This window comes from Aminobacter sp. BA135 (assembly GCF_050859125.1).
Lineage (GTDB): Bacteria > Pseudomonadota > Alphaproteobacteria > Rhizobiales > Rhizobiaceae > Aminobacter > Aminobacter ciceronei.
Genome location: NZ_CP139572.1, coordinates 3,189,603 through 3,215,070, shown reverse-complemented (window position 1 = coordinate 3,215,070; position 25,468 = coordinate 3,189,603). Strand labels below are relative to the sequence as shown.

Sequence of the window (25,468 nt, the reverse complement as noted above, 5' to 3'; positions counted from 1 at the left end):
GACGAGGAAGGCGTATTTTGAGGTCAGCTTATGCGTGCCAGCGACGCCCGCAACATCGTTCGAACGGACTAACGACAATTGCAGGAAAACGGTGCGGTCGGTCGCCCCGTGCAAGGTCCGGACGCGGTTGTTCAGACGCCGACTTTGTCGACGTCATCCATGGCCGCAACCCTTTGGCCCCAATGGTCAGGAAAAGCAGTTCCGCGCCGCGTCGAACGAAATTTTCGCCGCCTCATTCAGGTCGAGAGCCGCGAGTTCGGGCGAAATCACCTCGACGCTGAACGGCGCGGCAACGCCCATGTCATCCAGCGTCGCCGCGAAGGCGGAAAGATCGAATGCGCCCTGCCCGCACAGGCTGCGGTTCATGGTCTCGGCCGAGCGCTGGCCGACCGGCACCTTGCCGGCATCGTTCACCTGCACGCACAGGATCCTGTTCGCGGCAATCCGCCTGAGATCCGCCAACGGCACGCCGGCGCGGAAGACATGCCACGAATCGATGACCAGCCCGGCATTGGGAATGTCGCCGATGATCGCCAGCGCCGTGTCTACGTCCCGTACATTGCCCCAGGCCACCAGTTCCAGCGCGATCGAAAACCCATGTTCGACCGCCCGGCCGCAGAGGTCGCGGAATTTCCGCTGCATCGTCTCGAGCGATATGCCACGTTCGCCAAGATCGGGCCCGACATTGATGACCTTGGCGCCGAACGCGGCCGCCGCCCGGAACGCCGTCTCTTCGTTGCGGCGGGAAACATGCCCCGCCTCGCCGTCCATGAACCAGTCGGTCAGAAACTCGACCGACACATGCTTCATGCCATGTGCATCGAGAATGGCGCGAAGCTCGCCATCGCCAAACCCACGCGCCCGCTGCTCGGCATAGTCGCGGAAATGCAGGCACATGCCGGAATAACCAGCCACCCCACAGGCCTCGATACGCTCGGCAAAGCCATGGCGCGAGGCAACCGGGCTTCCGGGCATCACCCCGCTGATGGTGTGCGAGCTGCAGATGAATTCGCGTGTCGTCATGATCGTCCCGGGGCTGGCTGCAATCGGCCCAAAATGTCCCTGCGGCATCAGGGATACAGGTCCATTCGGACTAGGCGCCAGCGGCTTGACGCTTGAGACAAGAAAGCCCCCGGGGTGACCAGGGGCTTTCCTTGGACCGCGAGACGTCCCGCAGCCGATACCGCTCCGCTTACTGCGGCAGCTTGTCGTCCACGCCCTTGACGTAGAAGTTCATGCCGAGCAGCACGCCGTCCTCGGCCACTTCGCCGGCCTTCAGCCATTCCGTGCCGTCCTGCTTGGTTACGGGACCGGTGTATGGGTTGAAGGCACCCGACTTGATCTTGGCTTCGGTTTCCTCGGCCAGCTTCTTGGTCTCGTCCGACATGTTGGCATAGGCCGCCATCACGACGTGACCTTCCTTCATGCCGCCCCAGATATCGCTCTGCTTCCAGGTGCCGTCGATGACTTCCTTGATGCGCTCGATGTAGTACGGGCCCCAGTCGTCGACGATCGAGGTCAGCTGCGTGGTCGGGCCGAACTTGATCATGTCGGAAGCCTGGCCGAACGCCTTGATGCCGCGCTCGGTCGCAACCTGCATCGGCGCGGTCGAATCCGTGTGCTGGGTGATGATGTCGACGCCCTGGTCGATCAGAGCCTTGGCGGCGTCGGCTTCCTTGCCGGCGTCGAACCAGGTGTTGGCCCACACCACCTTGACCTTGAAGTCGGGGTTGACCGACTGCGCGCCGAGCATGAACGAGTTGATGCCCATCACCACTTCCGGAATCGGGAAGGAGGCGATGTAGCCGGCAACACCGGTCTTTGATTCCTTGGCGGCGATCACGCCCTGGATGTAGCGGCCTTCATGGAATTTCGAGTTGTAGGTCGCGACATTCGGGTGCTCGCGCTTGTAGCCGGTGGCATGCTCGAACTTCACGTCGGGGAACTTGCCGGCGACCTTGTTGAGTGGATCCATGTAGCCGAAGGACGTCGCAAAGATGATGTTGCAGCCCGAACGCGCGAAACGTTCAATGGCACGCTCGGCGTCGGCACCTTCCGGCACGCTTTCGAGATAGGCGGTTTCGAGTTCGTCGCCGAACTTGGCCTTGGCTTCCAGCAGGCCCTGATGGTGCTGGTAAGAGTAACCGAAGTCACCGATCGGACCGACATAGATCCAGCAGGCCTTCACCTTGGCCTCGGCCGCCACGGTGCCGAACGACATGACGGCGGCAGCCGCTGCCAACGACAAAATTGTCTTCTTCATACTTTTGTTCCTCTAGTGGTTGCCCGGGGCACTATCCCATCCTTTTATAGTCCCACAGACATGATCTTTACTTCAAACCGCCATGCAGGTTCGAGTCGAAATCATGTCCTTAGCGATCTGGCACAAACGGCCGCCCCAATGAAGCCGGAGTGTTCACCATCGTCAGTCGCCTGTTGCGCGAAATCAGCACAAGGACAACGACAGTCGCCAGATAGGGTAGCGAAGAAAGCAGTTGCGACGGCACGCCGATGCCCAGTGCCTGGGCATGCAGCTGGCCGATCGAAACCGCCCCGAAAAGATAGGCGCCAGCAAGCACCCGCCATGGCCGCCAGGAGGCGAAGACGACAAGCGCCAGCGCGATCCAGCCCCGCCCGGCCGTCATGTTCTCGTTCCATTGCGGCGTGTAGACCAGCGACAGGTAGGCGCCGGCGAGACCGGCGCAGGCGCCGCCGAACATCACCGCCATGTAGCGGATGGCAATCACCTTGATGCCGAGCGCATGCGCCGAGCTATGGTTGTCGCCGATCGAACGCAGGGTCAGGCCGGCGCGGGTGCGGAACAGGAAGTAGGCCACGCCGGCGGTCAGCGCGATCGAGACGTAGAACAGCGGATCCTGGCCGAACAGAAGCTTGCCCACCACGGGCAGGTCGCTGAGGCCGGGAATGTAGAGATAGCTCATCTTGATGCCGGGCAGGCCGACGAAACTCTCGCCTAGCATGCCGGCAAGGCCGAGACCGAGCAGCGTCAGCGCGAGGCCGGTCGCCACCTGGTTGGTCACCAGCGTCAGCGTCAAGAAGCCGAACAGCAGCGAAAACAGCGCGCCGACGATGATGGCGGCGAGAACGCCGAGCCATGGACACTCAGTGGCGAGCGCCACGCCGAAGCCGGTCACCGCCCCCATCACCATCATGCCCTCGACGCCGAGATTGAGCACGCCTGAGCGCTCGACCACCACTTCGCCGACGGCTGCGATCAAGAGCGGGGTTGCCGCCGTCGCAATCGTTATCAGGATATCTTCAAACATTTTGCCTGGCCTCCACGGTCTTTGCAGCAGAGGCGCCAACAAAGCGGATGCGGTAAAGAATGAGCGTGTCGCAAGCGAGAACGAAGAACAGCAGCATGCCCTGGAAGGCGCGAACCACCTTGTCCGACACGCCGATCGATATCTGCGCCGCCTCGCCGCCCAGATAAGACAGCGCCAACACCAGGCCAGCGGCGATGATGCCGAGCGGGTTCAGGCGTCCGAGGAAGGCAACGATGATCGCGGCAAAGCCGTAGCCGGGCGAAATAGTCGGCCGGAGCTGGCCGATGGCGCCGGAGACTTCCGAGATGCCGGCAAGGCCTGCAAGGCCGCCAGAGACCAGGAAGGCGAAGAACACCATGCGCGATTGCGAGAAGCCGGCAAAACGTCCCGCACGAGGGCTCTGCCCGAGCACCAGCACCTCAAAGCCTTTCAAGGTACGCGACAGCATGAACCAAAGCGCGATAGCCGCGACGATGGCGAAGACAAAACCCCAGTTGGCACGGCCAGATGCCGACAAGATCTCGGGCAGCACGGCACTTGGGCTGAAGGTGCGCGTCTCCGGGAAGTTCATGCCTGCCGGGTTGCGCCAGGGTCCGCGAACCATCCAGTCGAGGAACAGCTGCGCGACATAGACAAGCATCAGGCTGGTGAGGATCTCGTTGGTGTTGAAGCGCACCTTGAGATAGGCCGGAATAGCGCCATAGGCGGCACCGCCGGCGACACCCATCAACAGCATCAGCGGCAGCACGATCCACGACTGGAAATCGGGGAACATGACCGGCAGAATCGAGCCTGTGATGGCACCGATGATGAACTGGCCCTCGGCGCCGATGTTCCAGTTGTTGGAGAGGTAGCAGATCGACAGGCCAACCGCGATCAGGATCAGCGGTGCCGCCTTGACCGCCAGCTCATGCAGCGACCAGACCTCACGCAGCGGATCGATGAAATAATAATAGAGCGCTTCGACCGGGTTCTTGCCGAGCAGCGAGAACATGATCGCGCCGGCGATCAGCGTCAGCCCGAGCGCGATGAAGGGTGAAAGTGCCGCGAACAACTTGGAGCGTTCGGGACGCTTGACGAGTTCGATACGCATCACGCCACCTCCTTCGCAGGGTCGAGGTGACCTGGTTCGGCGCCGCCCATCAACAGACCGATACGTTCTAGCGTGGCCTCCGCGATCGGGATCGGCTTGGACAGCTCGCCATTGTGCATGACAGCGATGGCATCGGAGATTTCAAACAGCTCGTCGAGATCCTGGCTGATCACCAGCACTGCCGAACCATTGCGGGCGAGTTCGATCAGTGCCTGGCGGATGCGCGCCGCAGCACCGGCATCGACGCCCCAGGTCGGCTGGTTGACCACCATCACCGACGGATGGCGATCGAGCTCGCGGCCGATAATGAATTTCTGCAGGTTGCCGCCTGAAAGGGCTGCGGCCTCCGGATCGGGCGCGCTCTTGCGCACGTCCATAACCTCGATGATGCGCTGTGCCGCCTTCTGGATAGCACCAGACTTGACCATTCCGCCGGTACCGACAAACGCCTTGCCGTCCGTGCTGTGGCGCGACAGCAGGAGATTGTCAGACAGCCGCATGCGCGGCGCAGCACCATGACCGAGGCGCTCCTCCGGGACAAAAGCCGCCCCCAGCAGACGCCGCGCCGAGATGCCCATGCGCCCGGCCGACTTGCCGCGAATGCGGACGGCGTCTGCGCTTTCCTGCAGCGCCTCGCCCGAAATCGCCTCGAACAGTTCTCCCTGGCCGTTGCCCGCGACACCGGCAATGCCGATGACCTCACCGCCGGCGACGCTCAGCCAGATGTTCTTGAGCGGCATCGAGAACGGCCCGGCTGGCTTGCGGCTCATGCCGCAGATGCTGAGCAGTTCCTCGCCGCGCACCGATGCCGTGGTGCGCTCGGCGTTCTTGACCTCGGTGCCGACCATCATGCGAGCCAGCGAGGACGGTGTTTCGACCCGGGGATTGCAGTGGCCCACAACCTTGCCGTGCCGCATGATCGTGGCGCTGTCGCAAAGCCGGCGGACTTCATCGAGCCGGTGTGAGATGTAGAGGATCGACTTGCCCTCGGAGCGCAGGCGCTCCAGCGTCTCGAACAGCTTGTCGGCTTCCTGTGGCGTCAGCACGGAAGTCGGCTCGTCGAGAATGATCAGGTCGGGTGTCTGCAGCAGGCAGCGGATGATCTCGATGCGCTGGCGCTCACCGACCGAGAGATCACCGACAAGCGAGTCCGGATCAAGCGGCAGGCCGTAGCTGTAGGACAGTGCACGCGCTTTGGCAGCAATGGTGCTGATCGGCGTGTCGTCGGCCAGCGATAGCGCGATGTTCTCGGCGGCCGTCAGCGCCTCGAACAGCGAAAAATGCTGGAAAACCATACCGATGCCGAGTTTCTTGGCGACGCCTGGGCTGGTGATCCTGACAGGCTGTCCGTTCCAGGCAATTTCGCCGGCATTTGGCTCGAGCGAGCCGAACAGCATCTTTACCAGTGTCGACTTGCCGGCGCCGTTTTCACCGAGCAGGGCATGGATTTCGCCCTTGGCGATGGTCAGGTCGACCTGGTCGCACGCCTTCAACGTGCCGAATATCTTCGTCAGGCCGCGAACCTCAAGCAGGTTCCGACCATTGGCTAAAGGGGTTGTGTCCACAACGCCTCCCATGTCAGTTCTTTTTTATGTTCCCAGGAGCATGGTAGGCGCGTCCTGCTCCCGGCGCAAAGCATGTCAGAAGTTGAAAGAGCTTCAAGAATTCTAGCGAAAACTCAAGGGATAAGAACCGTCGTCCCCGTCGTCTTGCGGCCTTCCAAATCGGCATGAGCCTGTGCCACGTCGCGTAGCGCATAACGCTGGTTGATCCTGATTTCGACGGCGCCGCTCAGCACCACATCGAACAATGCGTCAGCCGACCTTACCATATCTTCGCGCAGCGCATTGTAGACAAACAGCGTCGGCCGGGTGGCAAACAGCGAGCCCTTCTGGGCCAGGAGCGAAATGCTGAACGGCGGGATCGGCCCCGAGGACTGGCCGAAGCTGACGAATGTGCCGAGCGGCCTGAGGCAGTCGAGCGAGCCGGGAAAGGTGTCGTTGCCGACGGAATCGTAGACGACGTCGCATTTCTTGCCGCCGGTGATGGCAGCCACCTCGGCGACGAAATCCTGGCTGCGATAGTTGATGACGTGGTCGAAGCCATGCGCCTTGGCAAGCTCGCCCTTGTCGTCCGAGCCTACGGTGCCGATGACTGTCGCGCCGAGGTGCTTTGCCCACTGGCCGAGGATCAGGCCGACGCCGCCGGCGGCCGCGTGGTAAAGAACCGTATCGCCGGGCTTCACTTTGAAGGTACGCAGCAGCAGGTATTCGGCGGTCATGCCCTTCAGCATCATCGCCGCCGCCTGCTCGTCGCTGATGCCGTCGGGCAGCTTGACCAGCTTGTCGGCGGCAATCACGCGCTGCTCGCAATAGGCGCCCGTCGGAATGGAATAGGCGACGCGGTCGCCGACAGAGAGCCAGTTCACGCCCTCGCCGAGTTCGAGCACCACGCCGGCCGCTTCGCCGCCAGGCGTCAACGGCATGCCAGCGGGTGCAGGATAAAGCCCGGTGCGGAAATAGACGTCGATGAAGTTCAGGCCGATCGCGGTATGGCGGATGAGCGCTTGGCCAGGCCCCGGTCGGGCGATCTCAACCTCTTCATAGACAAGCGCTTCGGGGCCGCCGTGGGCGTGAACGCGTATGGCTTTGGGCACGTCGTCAGTCTTTCTCTGTCTCGATTGCCGGCTCGCCGCCGAGTTTGGGGAAAAATTGCATAACGCCACCGATGAAGAACAGGTAGATGCCGCTGATGGCGATGCCGATCTTGACCCATTCGCTGGCATCCATGGCCTGCCACAGCGCGACACCGCCAAACGCGCACCAGATCAGCGTCATCGGCAGGTTGATGTTGCGAAGCCTGACGACCCGCACCGGATGCAGGAAGTTCATCGGAACGAAGGTCAGTATGCCGGCGATGACCACCACTGCGAACGACACCCATTGCCCCGGCTCGATGACGAACAGCGTGAACACCACCATGTTCCACACCACCGGGAAGCCCTTGAAGAAGTTCTCCTTCGTCTTCATCCCGGTGTCGGCATAATAGATCGCGCTCGACACCACGATGATCGCGCCCGACAGGAACGACAGCCCCTCTCCCATGAAGCCGCTCTGGTAGAGCGCGAAGGCAGGGATCAGGACGTAGGTGACGTAGTCAATGATGTTGTCGAGCAGTTCGCCCGACCATGTCGGCAGGATCTCCTTGACCTCGAGCTTGCGCGCGATCGGTCCGTCGATACCGTCGACGAAAAGAGCGAGACCCAGCCACCAGAACATCGCCGTCCAGCGCTCCTCACTCGCCGCAACCAGCGACAGGAAGGCAAGGAACGAACCCGATGCGGTGAGAAGATGGACCGAAAAGGCCCGCGCCTGCGGCCATGTGACTTTCTTAGGCTTCACGTTTCCCGCCGATCATTTTGCAGAATTGAGCCGAGTGGATGAACATGACCAAGCATATGGAGCAAATCTGTTGCGGCATGATTGCACGAATTCTCTAGTCATCGTGCCTCCTGTTTGCCATCGGTAGTCTCCCTTGCCATTCCGGCACTTAATAGCAGCGTCGCTTTCCAGACAAGACGAAAGCCAAACCGAAAATGCCTTGTCACGGCGCCAACACTGCTTCATCCACTTCGGCGTGATGAGCCGGCAAGTTATCAGGCTGGCTGAAATTGCGCCGGGATCGACTGTTGCGACCGAATGGGATGAATCGCCGCGTTGATCAATGGCTTAGGCCTGCAATATACCGGGAAAACCGAGGTGCTGAGACAGCACTGGAACAGCATGGGCTGCCGATGAGCGTCGACACGAGAATTCTGGTGGCAGGCACCGGGCCCGTGGGGTTGATATCAGCCCTCGCCTTTGCCAAGGCCGGCTTCGACGTCGTGCTTGCCGGACCGTCGGCCCGGACCGACGATGGCCGCACCACAGCTCTGATGGTGCCGGCGCTGAAGTTCCTGGCCACGCTCGGCATGCTCGATTCGCTCGAGCCAGATGCTGCTCCCCTCAAGGTGATGCGCATCATCGACGGCACGTCGCGGCTGATCCGCAGTCCGATGGTCACCTTCCGCGCCGGCGAGATCGGCGAAGAGCATTTTGGGCTGAACTTCCAGAACCGCGTCTTCAATGCAGTCCTGGAAAAGGCGGTCGAAGCCCATTCGGGTATCGAGTGGCGCCGCGCCATGGTCGACAACTGGTCCCTTGAGCCCAGCAAGGTGATTGCCGCGCTTTCGGACGGCACGTTGGTTGAAGCGCCATTGGCGGTTGCCGCCGATGGCAGGAATTCACCGGCCCGCCAGGCCGCCGGCATTTCGGCCTCGGCGCAGTCGCTGCCACAGGCCGCTCTTGTGCTGAACTTCGTCCACAGTCGTGACCACGCCTTCACTTCGACCGAATTCCACACCGAAACCGGGCCATTCACCCAAGTGCCGCTACCCGGCCGCCGCTCCAGCCTTGTCTGGGTGCTCAGACCCGAGACCGCCAAGGAATTCGCCAGCGTCGGCGACGATGCGCTGTCGCAACGTGTCGAGCAGCAGATGCAGTCGATGCTCGGCCGCGTCACGGTCGAGGGCGGACGCCAGATCTACCCTTTGTCGACATCCTTGCCGCGGCGCTTCGCGCAGAACCGCATCGCCTTGGTCGGCGAAGCAGCGCATGTGTTTCCGCCGATCGGCGCGCAAGGGCTCAATCTCGGCATCAGGGATGTCGACCAGCTCGTTGAAACGGCAGCCAAACATCGCGACGATTCCGGGGCTCCAGAAGCGCTGGCAGCCTATGATGCCGCACGGCGTCCCGACATTGTTGCCCGCACCAGCGCGGTGAACCTGCTCAACAGGTCGCTGTTGTCCGACATGCTGCCGGCGCAGCTGGCGCGCAGCGCCGGCCTCAACGTTCTCGGCGGCTTCTCGCCACTCCGTGCCTTCTTCATGCGCGAAGGCCTGCGCCCGGGTAGCGGCTTTTCCTCGGCCGTCGCCGGGCTTCGTTCGCCGCGCCGCGGCGGCGACGCTGCCACCGACTGAGCTTACGGAAAGAGATCCGGCGGCAAAATGCCGTGCTGGATCGCGTAAAGCAGCCCGGTCACCGTCAAGACAGACAGACAGGTGGTAACCAGCACGCTGGCCGAAGCCCGCTCAACCCAGACGCCATATTGCTGGGCGATGACGAAGACATTGGTCGCCGTCGGCAATGCCGCCATGAGCATGGCCGAGAACAGCCAGACCGGCTCGAAATTGCCAACCCAACTCAGCACGACGTAGCACAGCAGCGGATGCAGGATCAGCTTGAGCAGCGCGATCGGCACCATCTCATGCGGCACCCGCTTCAACGGCCGCAAGGCCAGCGTCACGCCCATGGCAAACAATGCGCAGGGTGCTGCCGCGCGCGATAGATATTCAAGGAAGCGTTCGACAGGCAGGGGCGGCCGGAATTCGACATAGGCCGCGAGCACGCCGATCGCCGTTGCAATGATGAACGGATGAAAGGCGATCTTCTTGACCACGTCCAGAGCAACGCTCATCGGCGAGCGCGGCTCGTCGCCGGCCAGCGCCATCATCATTGGTGCTACGGTGAAATGCATGATGTTTTCGAAACAGAAGATCAGTGCGACCGGAACCGCCGCCTCCTCGCCGAAGGCCAGCAGCGCCAGACCTGGGCCCATATAGCCGATATTGCCATAGGCCGACGCCAGCCCCTTGATCGTCGATTCGGCGATCTCGCCCCGCCCTCGGATGCAGGAGGCCGTAAACATCAGCATGAAGATGACGAAGGTCGAGAACACAGCGCCTGAAATGTAGCTCCATTCGGTCAGCCGCTCGAACGGCGTCTTGGCCAGCAGTTGGAAAAACAGCGCCGGCAGGGCGACATAAACGATGAAGGTCGTCATCCAGCCGAGCGCTTCCAGCGGCTGCCGGGTGATCCGGGCAACGACGAAACCCATGAAAATCAGCCCGAAAAAGGGCAAGACCAGACCGATCACCTCAGACATCGGCGCTTTCCCGCTTCGCGTGCTGGAAAAGGCGCGTTCGCCGCCAAACGGCAACGGACGCGCGATGGAGCATTGCTGTCAGCCGGTATCGTGCCGCCGGACCGGCCGTCAAGCCGCTATGCCATTGAAATGGCTGCCTTGCTGCGCCAAATAGGAACTTGGAAGGGCGCAATCTCAGGGGCCGAACGGAAAGATCGACCTCGACTGTGTCCTAAGCGATTGAAAGCGCGTGTGAATTGGCAACTCTCACGCGGTGCAGGTGATCCATGAAGACGGCAAAATTCTCGATCGGACAGGTGGTGCGCCACCGGGTCTTCCCGTTCCGGGGCGTGATCTTCGATGTCGACCCCGAATTCGCCAACACCGAGGAGTGGTACGACGCGATCCCCGCTGCCGTGCGCCCGCGGCGTGACCAGCCCTTCTATCACCTCCTCGCAGAGAATGCGGAGACCGAATACGTCGCCTATGTCTCCGAGCAGAACCTGCTTGAGGACAGCTCCGGCGAGCCGGTGCGGCATCCGCAGGTCGGTGAGTTTTTCGACAAGACAGCGGATGGTCACTACGCCCCCAAGGCGCGTAGCAGCCACTAGACGCAACCAGTTGATATGCAACAAAAAAGCGGGGCCGAAACCCCGCTTTTTTCAATTCGATATGGTCAGGTCGATCAGTTGGCCGTCTTGGCCTTGTCCTGTTCTTCCTTGAGCTTCTTGGCGAAGTCCTCGTTGTTCTTCGACACGAACTCCTGGAGCTTCTTCTGGCGGTCTTCCAGGTCCGACTGCTTCAGCGGCTCGCCATCGAAGGCGCCGGTGAAGCCCGACAGCGAAACCTTGATCGGGTTCGGCTGGTTCTGGAAGTTGATCGAGGTCAGGGTCAGGTCGGTGCCCTTCTTGAACGAGCCGACGAGCGCGTCGGTCAGGGCGATCTCGGCCACGCAGCGGTCCGGGAAGCAGATCACGTATTCCAGCTTCTGGGCCTTGGCGCCATCGACCTGCAGGCCGATTCCCGGAGGGATGAGGCGGCCGCTCGGCACGGTGACCTGGAACACCTTGCGGTTGACCTTGCCCTTGAGCTCGATCATCGAGATGCCGGTGACCAGCTGGCCGTTGCTCGCGGTCAGGATGTTCTGCACGTTGCAGATATCGACGTCAGCCTGCTTGGAACAGGCCTTGAACCAGCCCTGCGGCACCTGCTGCTGCTGCGCAGCGGCCGGCGCGAGGCCCGACGCCAGCAGACCGGCAACGCCAGCCGCCAAGGCCGACAGGCGGAGACCGTCGAATTTCTGGCTCGTCATCTTCATGAATTCCTCTCAAACAATCCCGGAACCGGCCCTAGCCGTGTGTCGACGCTACCTGTTGGGCAAATGAGGCAACAGCATGACTTCGCCGCGCGTGTTACACTGCCGCGAGCCGCGAATCCAGCCTGTTTCCATGCATTTCTTGTGCCTTGAGCCAGCAATGGACGGGCCACATACGCCTGAGCTACGCTTCGAATCATCAAAGCTTCCCCGAATTCGTGGAGAATCGTCGTGAGACGCACTCTTTCGCTGCTGGTTGCCACTGCCGCCATCGCAATTCTGGCGCCGCGCGCCGCCCTGGCCGAGCCCGTTCATGGCCTTTCCATGCATGGCACGCCTGCCCTGCCCGCCGATTTCAAGAACTTTCCCTACGCCAATCCCGACGCCCCCAAGGGCGGCAAGATCACCTACTGCGTCATCGGCAGCTTCGACAATCTCAACCCGTTCATCATCAAGAGCCTGCGCACCACCGCGCGCGGCATGATAGATACGATCTACGGCAATCTCGTCTTCGAATCGCTGATGCAGCGCAGTGCCGACGAGGCCTTCAGCATCTACGGCCTGACTGCCAAGTCGGTCGACATCGACCCAGAGCGCAAATGGATCGAGTTCCACCTCGACCCCAACGCCAAGTGGTCGGACGGCCAGCAGATCACGCCCGACGATGTCATCTTCGCCTATGAGGTCTTCACCGAAAAGGGACGCCCGCCCTACAGCGACCGCATGGCCAAGATCGAGAAGATCGAAAAGACCGGGGACAACAGCGTCCGCTTCACCTTCAATGACAAGGCCGACCGCGAATTCCCGCTGATCATCGCGCTGACGCCGATCGTGCCCAAACACGCCTTCTCCAAGGACACGTTCGACCAGACCACGCTGAAACCGCTCGTCGGCAGCGGCCCCTATACGGTTGCTGAAGTGAAGCCCGGCGAGCGCATCGTCTTCAAGCGCAATCCCGAATATTGGGCACGCGACATCCCGTCCAAGCGCGGCTTCGACAATTACGACCAGATCACCATCGAGTATTTCCTCAACGCCGCGGCCCAGTTCGAGGCGTTCAAGAAGGGCATCTGCGACACCTTCACCGAAGCCGATCCGGTCAAGCGCGAGCGTGGCTTCGATTTCCCTGCCTTCAAGAACGGCGACATCGTCGCCGAGACCTTCAAGAGCGGCCTTCCGCCTGTCGTCACCGGCTTCGTGTTCAACACCCGGCTGCCGAAATTTGCCAACCCTGAGGTTCGCCAGGCGCTCGGCATGCTTTACGACTTCGAATGGGCCAACCGAAACCTGTTCGCCGGCAAATATGAGCGCACCGTCAGCTATTGGCAGGGTTCGGAGCTTTCCGCCTTTGGCGTGCCGGCCAACGACAAGGAAAAGGCGCTGCTGGCGCCCTTCCCAGATGCGGTGCGCCCCGACATCATGGACGGCACATGGCGTCCACCTGTCACCGACGGCTCCGGCCAGGACCGCAAGGTGATGAAACAGGCATTCGAGCTGTTCAAGGCCGCCGGCTACACCTTGCAGGGGGGCAAGATGCTCGATGCACAAGGCGCGCCCTTCGCCTTCGAGATCCTGACTTCGTCCGAGGCCGAGCAGCGGCTCGCCGCGCTTTACCAGCGCACGCTGGAAAAGCTCGGTATCGCGGTCACCATCCGCGCGCTCGAAGCCGACCAGATTCAGTCACGCAAGCAGGCTTTCGAATTCGACGCGCTGATCGGCGTCACAGGCTTCACCGGCACCCTGTCGCCGGGCATCGAACAGATCGGGCGCTGGGGCTCGTCGTCGGCCCAGAAGCCTGGCTCATTCAATCTTGCCGGCGTTTCCAGCCCCGCCGTCGACGCGATGATCGACGCAATGCTCAAGGCGCGCGAGAAGGAAGATTTCGTGGCTGCGGTGCGTGCCCTCGACCGTCTCTTGATCTCCGGCAACTACATGGTGCCGTTCCAACACAACTCCGAGCAGTGGATCGCATTTGCGAAGAGACTAAAACATCCGGAAAAAACACCCATATTTGGCTATCAGTTGCCGGTCTGGTGGAGTCAGGGCGGTTAATCGCACTGCTTGAGCTAAGGACTTTTCCATGACTGAACAGAACCGGATCACCATCGACGTCGTCTCGGATGTTGTCTGCCCGTGGTGTTTTCTTGGCATGAAGCGCCTCGAAAACGCGCTCGTCAGCCTGCCCGACATCAAGGCCGAGGTGCATTGGCGCCCGTTCCAGCTCGACCCGACGATCCCGCCCGAGGGCAAGGAACGCAAGGCCTACATGCTGGCGAAATTCTCGGACGAGAACCGGCTGAAACAGGTCCACGCCAATCTGGTCTCGCTGGGTGCTGTCGAAGGCATCTCGTTCGACTTCGACGCCATCACGGTTGCGCCGAACACGCTCGACGCCCACCGCCTCATCCGCTGGGCAGCGGCTTCGGGAGACGGCGTGCAGGACAAGCTCGCGCGTTTGCTGTTCAGCCTCTATTTCGAGCAGGGCAAGAACATCGGCGACCACGCCGTGCTGGTCGAAGCAGCGCGTGAAGCCGGCATGGATACGGCGGTCGTCGAATCGCTGCTCGCCACCGACGCCGACCGCGACGACGTCACCAACGAGATCGTCACCGCCTCGCGCATGGGGATCACAGGCGTGCCCTGCTTCCTGCTCGACGGCAAATACGCGGTCATGGGCGCCCAGGACTCGGCCACCCTTGCCGATGCCATTCGCCAGGTGGCAGCCGAAAAGGCTGCCGGCGAGCCGACGCTCAACTAAGCCCGCCCGGCCGCTGCGCCGGTCAGTGTGATACAATGTATCCAAAGCCCCCTTCGCTTCTGCGATCGGGGCTTTTTTTTGTGTTGGCGATGAGCAGTGCCAGAGATGGAGCATCAGTGCCCGTTGGGGCCGACATCGGGGGTTGATGGCTTCATCAACGCCACGGCATGGAGCGGCCAAGGGCCTTGTGTGAATTCGCGACGACGCGTGAGCGTGACACCCCTCGCCTGCTCAGGCCACTCTTGGCCAGAAACAGCAATTGGGCTACGCAAGTAACCGCGATCGTTCGAGGCAATTTCCGCAATGAAAGACATAACGTCCCGGCCCTACGTGGCCGAAGACTTTGCCGCCTGTCTGGCGATATTCGACAGCAACGTGCCGACCTTCTCTGCACCGGAAGAGCGCGCGGACTTTTGCCAATTTCTGGAAAGCATCGATACCGAAGGTTGGCCCTATCTGGTGCTCGCACGCAATGGGTCGGTCATCGCCTGTGGCGGGCTGGCAGTCGAGCCAGAACGCAAACGCGCCAGCTTGGCATGGGGAATGGTCGACAGGGTGTTTCACGGAAAGGGTCTGGGGACCAGACTGACGCAGGCCAGATTGGCGCAGGCACGCGCTATCCCTGGCATCGCAGAACTGATCCTGGACACCAGCCAACACACCCATGGCTTCTATGAGAAATTCGGCTTCACCGCCTCGAGAGTCACGCCCGATGGTTTCGCACCAGGGCTGGACCGCTGGAACATGACGTTGCGCCTTACGGACACCTGATCCAATCCAGCGGCTGCTCCGGCATCGCGCCCCTGGCGATGCCGGTCCCTATCCCAGGCGCACGGCGTCTCAAGCCGCCTGTTCGGCCAACTTCGCCAGTTGCGTCATGATGACGGCCGAGCCGGCCAGGCGCTTTTCAGGGTTCGGCCAGTCGCGGGCGAACACCACCGAGTGATCCGGCCTGATCTTGGCCAGCGAACCCTGCTCGGCGATGTAGCGCACCAGACCCGCCGGGTTGGCAAACTCCTTCTTGCGGAACTGCACCACCACGCCCTTCGGCCCGGCATCCAGCTTTTCGACATTGGCCTTGCGGCACAAAGCCTTGATGAAGACGATCTTGAGCAGGTGCTTGACCTCCTCCGGCAACGGCCCGAAGCGGTCGATGAGCTCGGCGCCAAAACCGTCGATCTCCTCGGTGTTTTCGAGATCGCCAAGTCGACGGTAGAGCGCCAGTCTGAGCTGCAGGTCGGGCACATAGCCTTCCGGGATCATGACAGCCGTGCCGACAGCGATCAGCGGCGACCAGCCGGTGTCGATCGCCTCACCGCTGCCGCGCAGCTCGGCCACTGCCTCTTCCAGCATCTGCTGGTAGAGCTCGAAGCCGACTTCCTTGATGTGGCCCGACTGCTCCTCGCCGAGGAGGTTGCCGGCGCCACGGATGTCGAGGTCGTGGCTGGCGAGCTGGAAGCCGGCGCCCAGAGTATCGAGCGACTGCAGCACCTTGAGCCTGCGGTCGGCGGTGGCAGTCAGCGTCCGGTTGGCGGGCAGCGTGAACAACGCATAGGCGCGCACCTTCGAGCGCCCGACGCGCCCACGCAGCTGATAGAGCTGCGCCAAGCCGAACATGTCGGCGCGGTGCACGATCAGCGTGTTGGCGGTCGGGATGTCGAGGCCCGATTCGACGATGGTCGTCGACAGCAGCACGTCGTACTGGCCGTCATAGAAGGCGTTCATGATGTCATCGAGCTCGCCCGGCGGCATTTGGCCGTGCGCCACCGCGACCTTCAGCTCCGGCACCGATTCCTGCAGGAACTGGTGGATTTCGGCGAGATCGGCGATGCGCGGCACGACATAGAAGCTGTGGCCGCCGCGATAGCGCTCGCGCAGCAGCGTCTCGCGAATGACCAGCGGGTCGAAGGGCGAGATGAAGCTTCGCACCGCCATGCGGTCGACCGGGGGTGTGGCGATCAGCGACAACTCGCGCACACCGGTCAGCGCCAGCTGCAGCGTGCGCGGGATCGGCGTCGCCGACAACGTCAGCACGTGCACGTCGCTCTTCAGCTCCTTGAGCCGCTCCTTGTGCTTGACGCCGAAATGCTGCTCCTCGTCGATGATCAGCAGCCCGAGGTTCTTGAACTGTATCGACGAGCCGAGCAGTGCATGTGTGCCGACGACGATGTCGACAGTACCGTCTGATATGCCTTGCTTGGTCTCGGCGAGTTCCTTGCTGCCGACGAGCCTGGAGGCCTGCCGCACCTTGACCGGCAGGCCGGCGAAACGCTGCGAGAAGGTCTTGAAATGCTGGCGCGACAACAAGGTCGTCGGCACCACGACCGCCACCTGGAAACCTTCCATGGCGGCAATGAAGGCCGCGCGGAGGGCAACCTCGGTTTTTCCAAAGCCGACGTCGCCGCAGATCAGGCGGTCCATCGGCTTACCGGCACCCAGGTCCTCCATCACTGAATCGATGGCGCTCTGCTGGTCGTCGGTCTCCTCATAGGGGAACCGCGCCGCGAATTCGCCATAGACGCCGTCAGGCGGGTTCATCGCGGGTGCTTCGCGCATATGCCGTTCGGCGGCAAGCTTGATCAGTTGCCCTGCCATCTCCAGCAGGCGCCGCTTGAGCTTGGCCTTGCGCGACTGCCAGGCGCCGCCGCCGAGCTTGTCGAGTTGGGCCTCGGCCGAGTCCGAGCCATAGCGCGACAGAAGCTCGATGTTTTCGACCGGCAGGAACAGCCGGCCGTCCGAGGCGTAGTGGATTTCGAGGCAGTCATGCGGCGCGCCGGCCGCCTCGATTGTCTTGAGGCCGACAAAGCGGCCGATGCCGTGGTCGGCATGGACGACGATGTCGCCCGACGACAGCGACGCTGCCTCGGCGATGAAGTCGGCAGCGCGCTTGCGCTTCTTCGAGCGCCGGATCAGCCGGTCGCCGAGAATGTCTTGCTCGGCAACGACGACCAGGTCGCCTGACTCGAAGCCGGCCTCGATCGGCAGCACCGCGAGGCCGGCTTCGCCCGGCTTCAGCGCCTCGACCTCGGCCATGTTCGCCACACGCTTGAGGTTGCCGAGCTCGTGCTCGTCGAGGATCTGCGTCAGCCGGTCGAGCGAGCCTTCGGTCCAGCCGGCGACAACGACGCGGCGCTTGGCCGCCCGCTGGTCGGCGATGTGCCGGGCCACCACGTCGAAGACGTTGGCGTTCGGGTCGGCGCGCTCCTCGGCAAAGCTGCGGCCGGCATGCGAACCGGCATGCAGCACCTTGCGTCCGCTCGAAAACGGCGTGTCGAACGGCGTAAGCTCAGCGTTGACCTGGTCGGCGAGCGCGGTGAACACCTCTTCGGGCGACAGATACATCTGATCTGGCGCCACAGGCTTGTAGGGCACGGCATCCTTGAGCCCCTTGCCCTCGCCCTGCTTGCGGCGGGCCTCGTAGTGATCAAGGATGAGCGCATGGCGCTCGCCCAAAGCCTCGCGCGCCAGATGGTCGAACACCACAGGCGCGTCGGGCAGGTAGTCAAAGATCGTTTCGAGATGCGAATAATAGAACGGCAGCCAGTGCTCCATGCCAGCAAAGCGCCTGCCTTCGCTGACCGCGGCGTACAGAGCATCGTCGCGCGACGGCGCGCCAAAGGCTTCGATGTAGCTGCGGCGGAACTTGCTGATCGTCTCCGGCGTCAGCGCCACCTCGCTCATCGCCTGCAGTACCACCTGATTGCGGCTGCCCGTCGTGCGCTGGCTGGCGACGTCGAAGGCACGGATCGTCTCCAGCGTGTCGCCGAAGAAGTCGAGGCGCAGCGCATCCGCGGCACCCGGCGCATAAAGGTCGAGGATGCCGCCACGCACGGCGAATTCACCGACGCCGCGCACCGTCGGCACACGCTCGAAGCCGGCCCGTTCGAGCCGCGCCACCAGTTGGTTCATCTCGACCTGGTTGCCCGGCTTGGCGCGAAATTCCTGCGCTTCGAGCGCAGCCGACGGCGGCATGCGCTGCAGAAGCGCATTGGCCGTCGTCAGCACGATTGCCCGGTGCGGCTCTTTCCTCAATGCGATCATCGCCGCCAGCGCATCAAGCCGGCGCGCTGCCGTATCCGACCCCGGCGACACGCGGTCGTAGGGCAGGCAGTCCCAGGCCGGCAGTTCGAGCACCGGCAGGTCGGGCGCGACGAAAGCCAGCGCCTCGACGATCTGCGGCAGCCGCTGTCCGTCGCGCGCGACAAACAGCAGCGGCTTGTCAGGCGCCGTCTCGGCGGCGGCAATGGCGAGCGCGAAGGCCTCGTAGCCGTCGGCGACGCCGTCGACGATGAACTGTCCGGCGCGACCCTTGGGCAGGCCGATTGCTTTGGTCAGGCTCATGATTTCACTCAGGCTGTGAATGCGCCGCGCGACGCCACGATCTGGCGATAGACGTCATGGTCGACAGCTTCCGGCACCGGGTGCTCGCCGATGATCCAGGACAGCAGCTCCTTGTCGGTGATGTCGAGTAGCACCTCGTAGAGGTCGAGCTCCGCATCGCTCAGCCTGTCGATGTTGGCGTCGGCGAAACTGCCGAGGATCAGGTCCATCTCGCGCATGCCGCGATGCCAGGAGCGGAACAAAAGCTTGCGCCTGCGCGTATCAAGCCCTTCGCTCGAGCGTGTCGATCCGGTCATGTCAGCAATCCTCTGATGTCGAGGCGCATATAGCGTGGATAGCCGGCCATGTCAGCCTTTGCCCGGGCTGCAGCAGCGCATAAGCTGACACGATGCGTCCATCCGTTCTCGATCCCCTGTTCTCCCCCATCACTTCGCTCACCGGCATCGGACCGAAGGTTGCCGTGCTGATCGAGAAGGTCGTGCCTGCCGATCTCGGCGACCGGTCCGCCCGCGTCGGCGACCTCGCTTTCATATTGCCCAACAGCGTCATCGACCGCCGCAACCGACCTGGTATCGCGCTCGCCGCCGAAGGTGCCATCGTCACGCTGGAGGTCCGCATCGACCGCCACCAGCCGGCGCCGCGCGGCAACCGCTCGGCGCCCTACCGCGTCTTTGCCCATGACGACACAGGTGAGATCACGCTGACCTTCTTCCATGCGCATGCCGCCTATCTCGAAAAGGCGATGCCCGAGGGCGAGAAAGTCATCGTCTCGGGCCGCATGGAGTGGTTCAACGGCCGCCCCTCGATGGTTCATCCCGACCACATCGCGCTTGCCAGCGAGGCCGACAAGCTGCCGCTGGTCGAACCTGTCTATCCGCTGACGGCGGGCCTGTCGGCCAAGGTATTGCGCCGCGCCATCGGCCAGTCGCTCGAACGGGTGCCGGAGATGCCCGAGTGGCTCGACGCCGATGTCATGCGCCGGCAGAGTTTTCCCGCTTTCGCGGCGTCGCTGCAACGCGTCCACAATCCGGCCGATCCGATCGACGCCTCGCCCGAAAATGCCGCCTGGCGCCGCCTCGCCTATGACGAGTTGCTTGCCGGCCAGGTGTCGCTCGCCCTCGTCCGCGCCCGCGTGCGCAAGCTGCATGGCCGGCCGCTGACCGGCGACGGCCACCTCGTCAACGCGCTCCGCGCGGCACTGCCTTATCAACTGACTGGCTCGCAACAGGCCGCACTGGAAGAGATCGATGCCGACCTCGCCAAGCCGGAACGCATGCTGCGCCTGCTTCAGGGCGACGTCGGCTCGGGCAAGACGGTGGTCGCACTTCTGGCCATGGCTCGAGCCGTCGAGGCGGGAGGCCAGGCGGCACTGATGGCGCCGACGGAAATCCTTGCCCGCCAGCATCTGGCGACAATCGCGCCCTTGGCCGAACGAGTCGGCATGCGCGTGGCGATCCTGACCGGCCGCGAAAAGGGCCGCGACCGCGCCCAGACGCTGGCGGGGCTCGAAAGCGGCGAGATCGACATCGTAATCGGCACCCACGCCTTGTTCCAGGATACAGTCACCTTCCGCGACATGGCGCTGGCCGTCATCGATGAGCAGCACCGCTTCGGCGTGCACCAGCGCCTTGCCATGAACGCCAAGGGCCAGGCGCCCGACATGCTGGTCATGACCGCGACGCCGATCCCGCGCACGCTGGTGCTCACCGCCTTCGGCGACATGGATGTGTCGCGCCTGACCGAAAAGCCGGCCGGCCGACAGCCGATCCGCACTGTCACCATGCCGCTCGAGCGCTTGGAGGAACTCGTCGGCCGCATGCGCGACGCCGTCGCCGAAGGCCAGAAGGTCTACTGGATCTGCCCGCTGGTCGAGGAATCCGAAGAGATCAAGCTGATGTCTGCCGAGGATCGTTTCGCCTCGCTGCAGCCGGTCTTCGGTAGCAGAATCGGTCTCGTCCACGGTCGTATGAAAGGTGCCGAGAAAGACGAAGCGATGCGCGCCTTCAAGGAAGGCGAGACGCGGGTGCTGATCGCCACCACCGTCATCGAGGTCGGCGTCGACGTGCCCGACGCCACCATCATCGTCATCGAGCACGCCGAGCGCTTCGGCCTCGCCCAGTTGCACCAGCTGCGCGGTCGCGTCGGCCGCGGTTCGAAACCATCTTCCTGCGTGCTGCTCTACAAGGATCCGCTTGGCGAAACCGCCAAGCGCCGGCTGTCGGTCATGCGTGAAACCGAGGACGGCTTCCTCATCGCCGAGGAAGACCTCAAACTGCGCGGCGAAGGCGAGTTGCTGGGCACGCGCCAATCCGGCACGCCAGGCTTCCAGATCGCGCGCATCGAAGCGCACGCCGACCTCCTGGAGGTCGCCCGCGACGACGCGCGCCTGATCCTTGCTCGTGATCCAGAGCTCGTTTCACCGCGTGGCGAAGCGCTGCGCCTCTTGCTTTACGTGTTCGGCAGGGACGAGGCGGTACGCTTGCTGAGGGCCGGCTGAGGCAGCGTGCCCGCAGACGGATTGCCGATCAGGCCTTCGATCGCCTTGCCCTTGGCTGCCGCGCTCGGCAGTTCAGGAACGACAAGACCAGCCGAGACGATCAGCTTGGCGCCGTCCTCGATACTCATATCGAGCAGCACGACCTCGGAGCGGTGCACATACATAAGGAAGCCGGTGGTCGGATTTGGCGTACACGGCATGAAGACGGCGATCAGCGGATCGCCTTCCTTGTCGAGCTTGTCATTGATCTCGGTCCGCTTTTCATTGCCGACGAAAACGATCGACCACACACCCTTGCGCGGATACTCGACCATGCCAACGGTGCGGAACATATCGCTCTTGTTCGACAGCGCCGTCTCGAACAGCTGCTTCAGCGTCTTATACAGCCCGCGCACCAGCGGCGTCCTGTTCAACAGCCGCTCGCCAAAACCCACAATCGCGCGGCCGATAAAGTTGGCGGTCAGAAAGCCGATCAGCGTGATCAGCACCAGTGCCACGATCAGGCCGAATCCCGGCACCCGAATGGCGAGGTAGTTGTCCGGATTGTAGGTCGAGGGAATGTAAGGTTTCACCCACGAATCGGCCCAGCCAATGAACGACCAGACGATGTAGATGGTCAGCACCAGCGGTGCGGAAACGACAAAGCCGGTAAGGAAATAATTCCTCAGCCGTGCAATCGCTGAAGGTCTGTGGCCGTCCGACATCATTCACCGCCGCATATTTGCAGCGCAACATTAGTCAAGCACGCGACGCTTTGGAACACAGATCTTGGTAGGGGGGTGTCAGCCCTACTCCACTGTCACCGACTTTGCCAGGTTGCGCGGCTGGTCGACGTCGGTGCCCATGAACACGGCCGTGAAATAGGCCAGCATCTGGATCGGCAGGGCATATATGATCGGCGCGATGAACTCGGGCACATCGGGCAGCACGATGGTTTCCAGCGTCTTCACCGTCGCCTGCGCCGCACCCTTCTGGTCGGTTATCAGGATGATCTTGCCGCCCCGCGCCGCCACTTCCTGCATGTTCGACACCGTCTTTTCGAAGATGCGGTCATGCGGGGCGATGACGATGACGGGCATGTTCTCGTCGATCAGCGCGATTGGCCCGTGCTTCAGCTCGCCGGCGGCATAACCCTCAGCATGGATGTAGGAAATCTCCTTGAGCTTGAGCGCGCCTTCCATGGCGAGCGGGAAATTGGTGTCGCGGCCGAGATAGAGCACGTGCTTGTAGGAAGCCAGCTCACGCGAAACCTTCTCGATCTGCTTGTCGAGCTTGAGCACCTGGGCTGCATAGCGCGGCGTCTCCGACAGGCTGCGTACCAACGCCTTTTCTTCTTCCGCCGTAATCGTCCCGCGTTGCGAGGCCGCCCGTATGGTCAAAGCCGCCAGCACCGAAAGCTGACAGGTGAAGGCCTTGGTCGAGGCAACGCCGATCTCGGGGCCGGCAAGCGTCGGCATCACGACGTCGGATTCGCGCGCCATCGTCGACTCGCGCACGTTGACGATCGCGCCGATCGGCACGCCTTCCTTACGGCAGTAGCGCAGCGAGGCCAGCGTGTCGGCGGTCTCGCCCGACTGCGAGACGAAGAACGCAGCACTCTTCCTGGAGATCGGCATCTCGCGGTAGCGGAACTCCGAGGCGACATCGATGTCGACCGGCAGCCGTGCGTGGCGCTCGAACCAGTATTTGCCGACTAGCCCGGCAAGATAGGCCGTGCCGCAGGCCGAAACCGCGAGGCGGTCGATGTCGGCGAAGTTGAACGGCAGGTCGAGCGGCTTCGACGTTCCTTGCGTGAAGTCGAGATAATGCGCCAGCGTGTGCGAGATCACCTCCGGCTGCTCATGGATTTCCTTTTCCATGAAATGGCGGTGATTGCCCTTGTCGACGAGATAGCTGGTGCCGACCGACTGGCGCCGCTGGCGCTCCACCGGCACACGATCCATCGTGTAGATCTGAAATTCGTTGCGGCGCACCACCGCCCAGTCGCCGTCTTCAAGGTAAGTGACCGAGTTGGTGAAGGGCGCAAGCGCAATCGCATCCGAGCCCAAAAACATCTCGCCTTCGCCATGGCCGACAGCCAGCGGTGGCCCATTGCGGGCGCCGACGATCAGGTCCTCATCGCCCTTGAACATGATGGCGAGCGCGAAGGCGCCGTTGAGGCGCTTCAGCGCCGCATGCGCTGCATCAATAGGCTTGGTGCCACGCGCCAGTTCACGCGCAATCAGATGCGCCACGACCTCGGTGTCGGTCTGCGACGTGAACTCATAGCCATCGGCCATGAGTTCCTGACGCAGCTCGGCAAAATTCTCGATAATGCCATTGTGGACGATCGCCACGCCGTTGGAAAAATGCGGGTGCGCATTGGTCTCGTTCGGCACGCCGTGCGTCGCCCAGCGTGTGTGGCCGATGCCAATATTGCCATCCAGGGGCTCGGCCTTGAGCCGGCGCTCGAGATTGACAAGCTTACCCTCGGCGCGGCGGCGCGCCAGTTCGCCATTCTCGATCGTGGCGACACCGGCGGAATCATAACCGCGGTATTCCAGCCGCTTCAGCGCATCCACGATCAGCGGCGCAACCGGCGTCTGGCCGACGATACCAACGATTCCGCACATGATTTTGCCCCGTCCAATCCCTCAAAACCCTGTCGGCCTTTTAGGCAGCACAGCAGCCAAGCGGAAGTCACATTCCATTTCGCAACGTATCAGCCGCCCGACCGGGCAAGAAGGACCATCCATGGCACAGCAGGATTGAAATGCCGTTACTTTGCACCCGCCTTTCTCGCGGCGGCGGCAGAAGCGAAGCGTTCGCGCAATTCCTTGCCCTTGCCCGGCAAGGTCTTCTGGCGCGCCCGACCAAAGGCCAGTGCATCCCCGGGCACTTCCTCTGTTATGACGCTGCCCGAGGCGACATAGGCGCCGGCCCCGATGACAATCGGCGCCACCAGCGACGAGTTCGAGCCGATGAATGCGCCCTCGCCGATGTCGGTGAAGAACTTGGAATAGCCGTCATAGTTGCAGGTGATGGAGCCCGCCCCGATATTGGCGCCGGCGCCGACGCGCGCGTCGCCGACATAGGTCAGGTGGTTGATCTTGGCGCCCTTCTCGACCGTCGCCTTCTTGACCTCGCAGAAATTGCCGACCTTGGCTTTCTCATGCAGCTCCGCACCAGGGCGCAGCCGGGCATATGGCCCGACCTCGGCATGGGGGCCGACATCGGCGCCTTCGAGATGGCTGAACGCATGGATGACGGCGCCGTCGGCAACCTTCACATCAGGACCGAACCAGACGTTCGGTTCGACCAGCACGTCGGCGCCGATCTCCGTATCATGCGAAAAATAGACGGTTTCGGGCGCAATCAGCGTCGCACCGTCAAGCATGGCCTGCCGGCGGCGGCGCTTTTGCCAGATCGCCTCGGCTTCGGCGAGTTCCGCCCGGTTGTTGATGCCAAGCACGCTTTCGAAGCTCGCCTCGGTGGCAACAACCATGAGACTGGCCTTGTCGGCGATCTCGACGATGTCGGTAAGGTAGAACTCGCCCTTGGCGTTTGAATTGCCGACTTGATCGAGCAGCCTCAGCGCATCCTTGCCCGCAATTGCCATCAGCCCGGCATTGCAGAATCCGATCTTGCGTTCTTCGTCGGTGCAATCCTTGTCCTCGCGGATGGCGACCAGGCGCCCATCCTTCTCCAACAGGCGGCCATAACCTGCCGGGTTCGGCGGCCGGAAACCGATGACGACCACGGCAGCCCCCTCGGCAAGCTTCTGACGCGCCAAGGCAAGCGAATCGGCCTCGACCAGCGGCGTGTCGCCGAACATCACCAGAATGTCGTCATAGCCCTTGGCGATTGCCGTCCGTGCCGCCAGCACCGCATGAGCCGTACCCAACCGCTCAGCCTGGACGAATGCATCCGCCTTTGGCGCGAACGCCTCCGCTGCCTTCTTCACCGCGTCGCCGCCATGCCCCACCACCAGCGCGACTGCGTCGGCGCCTGCGCTCTCGGCGGCCCTGGCGACATGCGCCACCATCGGCAGATTGGCAATCTGGTGCAGCACCTTGGGTGTCGCGCTCTTCATCCGAGTGCCCTCGCCGGCGGCAAGGATGATCGACAGGCAGGTTCTCGAGGTCATGGCGTCGTCCGGATTGGCAAGAAGCGGCGGGATTCGCCCGCCTTTCTAGCATTGCTGGCAATCGCCTCCAATGCACAGGCTATCAGGACG

The 25,468-nt window shown here is 62.8% G+C and carries 20 protein-coding genes; 6 read left to right on the top strand and 14 right to left on the bottom strand.

Annotated features, from left to right (window positions below; genetic code table 11):
• Positions 1-186: 186 nt before the first annotated feature.
• The 7 genes from SLT36_RS15610 to pcsA form a co-directional block, all read right to left on the bottom strand.
• Complete coding sequence (locus tag SLT36_RS15610) at positions 187-1,023, bottom strand: sugar phosphate isomerase/epimerase family protein (protein WP_432283438.1); 837 nt, start codon at positions 1,021-1,023, stop codon at positions 187-189.
• A 169-nt stretch (positions 1,024-1,192) separates the two neighbouring features.
• The gene (locus SLT36_RS15605) at positions 1,193-2,263 is read right to left on the bottom strand and encodes a BMP family ABC transporter substrate-binding protein (RefSeq protein WP_432283437.1); all 1,071 of its coding nucleotides are present in this window, start codon (positions 2,261-2,263) and stop codon (positions 1,193-1,195) included.
• Positions 2,264-2,372: 109 nt separating this feature from the next.
• The gene (locus SLT36_RS15600; protein ID WP_432283436.1) at positions 2,373-3,287 is read right to left on the bottom strand and encodes an ABC transporter permease; all 915 of its coding nucleotides are present in this window, start codon (positions 3,285-3,287) and stop codon (positions 2,373-2,375) included.
• Complete coding sequence (locus SLT36_RS15595; RefSeq protein WP_432283435.1) at positions 3,280-4,380, bottom strand: ABC transporter permease; 1,101 nt, start codon at positions 4,378-4,380, stop codon at positions 3,280-3,282. Before SLT36_RS15595 ends, SLT36_RS15600 begins: the two co-directional genes overlap by 8 nt.
• On the bottom strand, positions 4,380-5,957 hold the full coding sequence (locus tag SLT36_RS15590) for an ABC transporter ATP-binding protein (RefSeq protein WP_432283434.1): 1,578 nt from the start codon (positions 5,955-5,957) through the stop codon (positions 4,380-4,382). The genes SLT36_RS15595 and SLT36_RS15590 overlap by 1 nt, the downstream gene beginning before the upstream one ends.
• Positions 5,958-6,058: 101 nt before the next feature.
• Positions 6,059-7,036: a quinone oxidoreductase family protein gene (locus SLT36_RS15585; protein ID WP_432283433.1), complete on the bottom strand. Its 978-nt coding sequence runs from the start codon at positions 7,034-7,036 to the stop codon at positions 6,059-6,061.
• 4 nt (positions 7,037-7,040) lie between these two features.
• Positions 7,041-7,781 (bottom strand): phosphatidylcholine synthase, encoded by a 741-nt coding sequence (gene pcsA / locus SLT36_RS15580; RefSeq protein ID WP_067962191.1) that lies wholly within the window; start codon positions 7,779-7,781, stop codon positions 7,041-7,043.
• 392 nt (positions 7,782-8,173) lie between these two features.
• Between pcsA and SLT36_RS15575 the strand changes: the two genes are divergently transcribed.
• The gene (locus tag SLT36_RS15575; RefSeq protein ID WP_432283432.1) at positions 8,174-9,397 is read left to right on the top strand and encodes a UbiH/UbiF family hydroxylase; all 1,224 of its coding nucleotides are present in this window, start codon (positions 8,174-8,176) and stop codon (positions 9,395-9,397) included.
• Positions 9,398-9,399: 2 nt separating this feature from the next.
• On the opposite strand, the gene SLT36_RS15570 is transcribed toward SLT36_RS15575, so the two are convergent.
• Complete coding sequence (locus tag SLT36_RS15570; RefSeq protein ID WP_432283431.1) at positions 9,400-10,362, bottom strand: AEC family transporter; 963 nt, start codon at positions 10,360-10,362, stop codon at positions 9,400-9,402.
• Between the two features lie 266 nt (positions 10,363-10,628).
• On the opposite strand from SLT36_RS15570, the gene hspQ reads away from it, so the two are divergent.
• Positions 10,629-10,952: a heat shock protein HspQ gene (gene hspQ / locus SLT36_RS15565; RefSeq protein ID WP_067962194.1), complete on the top strand. Its 324-nt coding sequence runs from the start codon at positions 10,629-10,631 to the stop codon at positions 10,950-10,952.
• Between the two features lie 74 nt (positions 10,953-11,026).
• On the opposite strand, the gene SLT36_RS15560 is transcribed toward hspQ, so the two are convergent.
• Positions 11,027-11,653, bottom strand: a complete 627-nt coding sequence (locus tag SLT36_RS15560) for an invasion associated locus B family protein (RefSeq protein WP_067966575.1) — start codon at positions 11,651-11,653, stop codon at positions 11,027-11,029.
• 234 nt (positions 11,654-11,887) lie between these two features.
• Here SLT36_RS15560 and SLT36_RS15555 point away from each other — a divergent pair, with 234 nt between their 5' ends.
• The 3 genes from SLT36_RS15555 (at position 11,888) to SLT36_RS15545 (ending at position 15,185) form a co-directional block, all read left to right on the top strand.
• Positions 11,888-13,708, top strand: a complete 1,821-nt coding sequence (locus tag SLT36_RS15555) for an extracellular solute-binding protein (RefSeq protein ID WP_432283430.1) — start codon at positions 11,888-11,890, stop codon at positions 13,706-13,708.
• Between the two features lie 28 nt (positions 13,709-13,736).
• Positions 13,737-14,414 (top strand): DsbA family oxidoreductase, encoded by a 678-nt coding sequence (locus SLT36_RS15550; protein WP_192316555.1) that lies wholly within the window; start codon positions 13,737-13,739, stop codon positions 14,412-14,414.
• Positions 14,415-14,717: 303 nt separating this feature from the next.
• Positions 14,718-15,185 (top strand): GNAT family N-acetyltransferase, encoded by a 468-nt coding sequence (locus SLT36_RS15545; protein ID WP_432283429.1) that lies wholly within the window; start codon positions 14,718-14,720, stop codon positions 15,183-15,185.
• Positions 15,186-15,254: 69 nt separating this feature from the next.
• Here SLT36_RS15545 and mfd read toward each other — a convergent pair whose 3' ends face one another.
• Both mfd and SLT36_RS15535 read right to left on the bottom strand, forming a co-directional pair.
• Positions 15,255-18,755 carry a transcription-repair coupling factor gene (gene mfd / locus SLT36_RS15540; protein ID WP_432283428.1) on the bottom strand — a complete coding sequence of 1,167 codons (3,501 nt, stop codon included), beginning with the start codon at positions 18,753-18,755 and terminating at the stop codon, positions 15,255-15,257.
• An 8-nt stretch (positions 18,756-18,763) separates the two neighbouring features.
• Positions 18,764-19,051: a succinate dehydrogenase assembly factor 2 gene (locus tag SLT36_RS15535; protein WP_182574191.1), complete on the bottom strand. Its 288-nt coding sequence runs from the start codon at positions 19,049-19,051 to the stop codon at positions 18,764-18,766.
• Between the two features lie 92 nt (positions 19,052-19,143).
• On the opposite strand from SLT36_RS15535, the gene recG reads away from it, so the two are divergent.
• The gene (recG, locus tag SLT36_RS15530) at positions 19,144-21,252 is read left to right on the top strand and encodes an ATP-dependent DNA helicase RecG (protein WP_432283427.1); all 2,109 of its coding nucleotides are present in this window, start codon (positions 19,144-19,146) and stop codon (positions 21,250-21,252) included.
• Here recG and SLT36_RS15525 read toward each other — a convergent pair.
• The 3 genes from SLT36_RS15525 to glmU all read right to left on the bottom strand — a co-directional run bounded on the left by SLT36_RS15525 (position 21,204) and on the right by glmU (position 25,378).
• Positions 21,204-21,956 carry a DUF502 domain-containing protein gene (locus SLT36_RS15525; protein ID WP_432288354.1) on the bottom strand — a complete coding sequence of 251 codons (753 nt, stop codon included), beginning with the start codon at positions 21,954-21,956 and terminating at the stop codon, positions 21,204-21,206. The genes recG and SLT36_RS15525 overlap by 49 nt on opposite strands.
• 84 nt (positions 21,957-22,040) lie before the next feature.
• Positions 22,041-23,864 (bottom strand): glutamine--fructose-6-phosphate transaminase (isomerizing), encoded by a 1,824-nt coding sequence (glmS, locus tag SLT36_RS15520; RefSeq protein WP_067962207.1) that lies wholly within the window; start codon positions 23,862-23,864, stop codon positions 22,041-22,043.
• 146 nt (positions 23,865-24,010) lie between these two features.
• The gene (glmU, locus tag SLT36_RS15515) at positions 24,011-25,378 is read right to left on the bottom strand and encodes a bifunctional UDP-N-acetylglucosamine diphosphorylase/glucosamine-1-phosphate N-acetyltransferase GlmU (protein WP_432283426.1); all 1,368 of its coding nucleotides are present in this window, start codon (positions 25,376-25,378) and stop codon (positions 24,011-24,013) included.
• Positions 25,379-25,468: the final 90 nt, after the last annotated feature.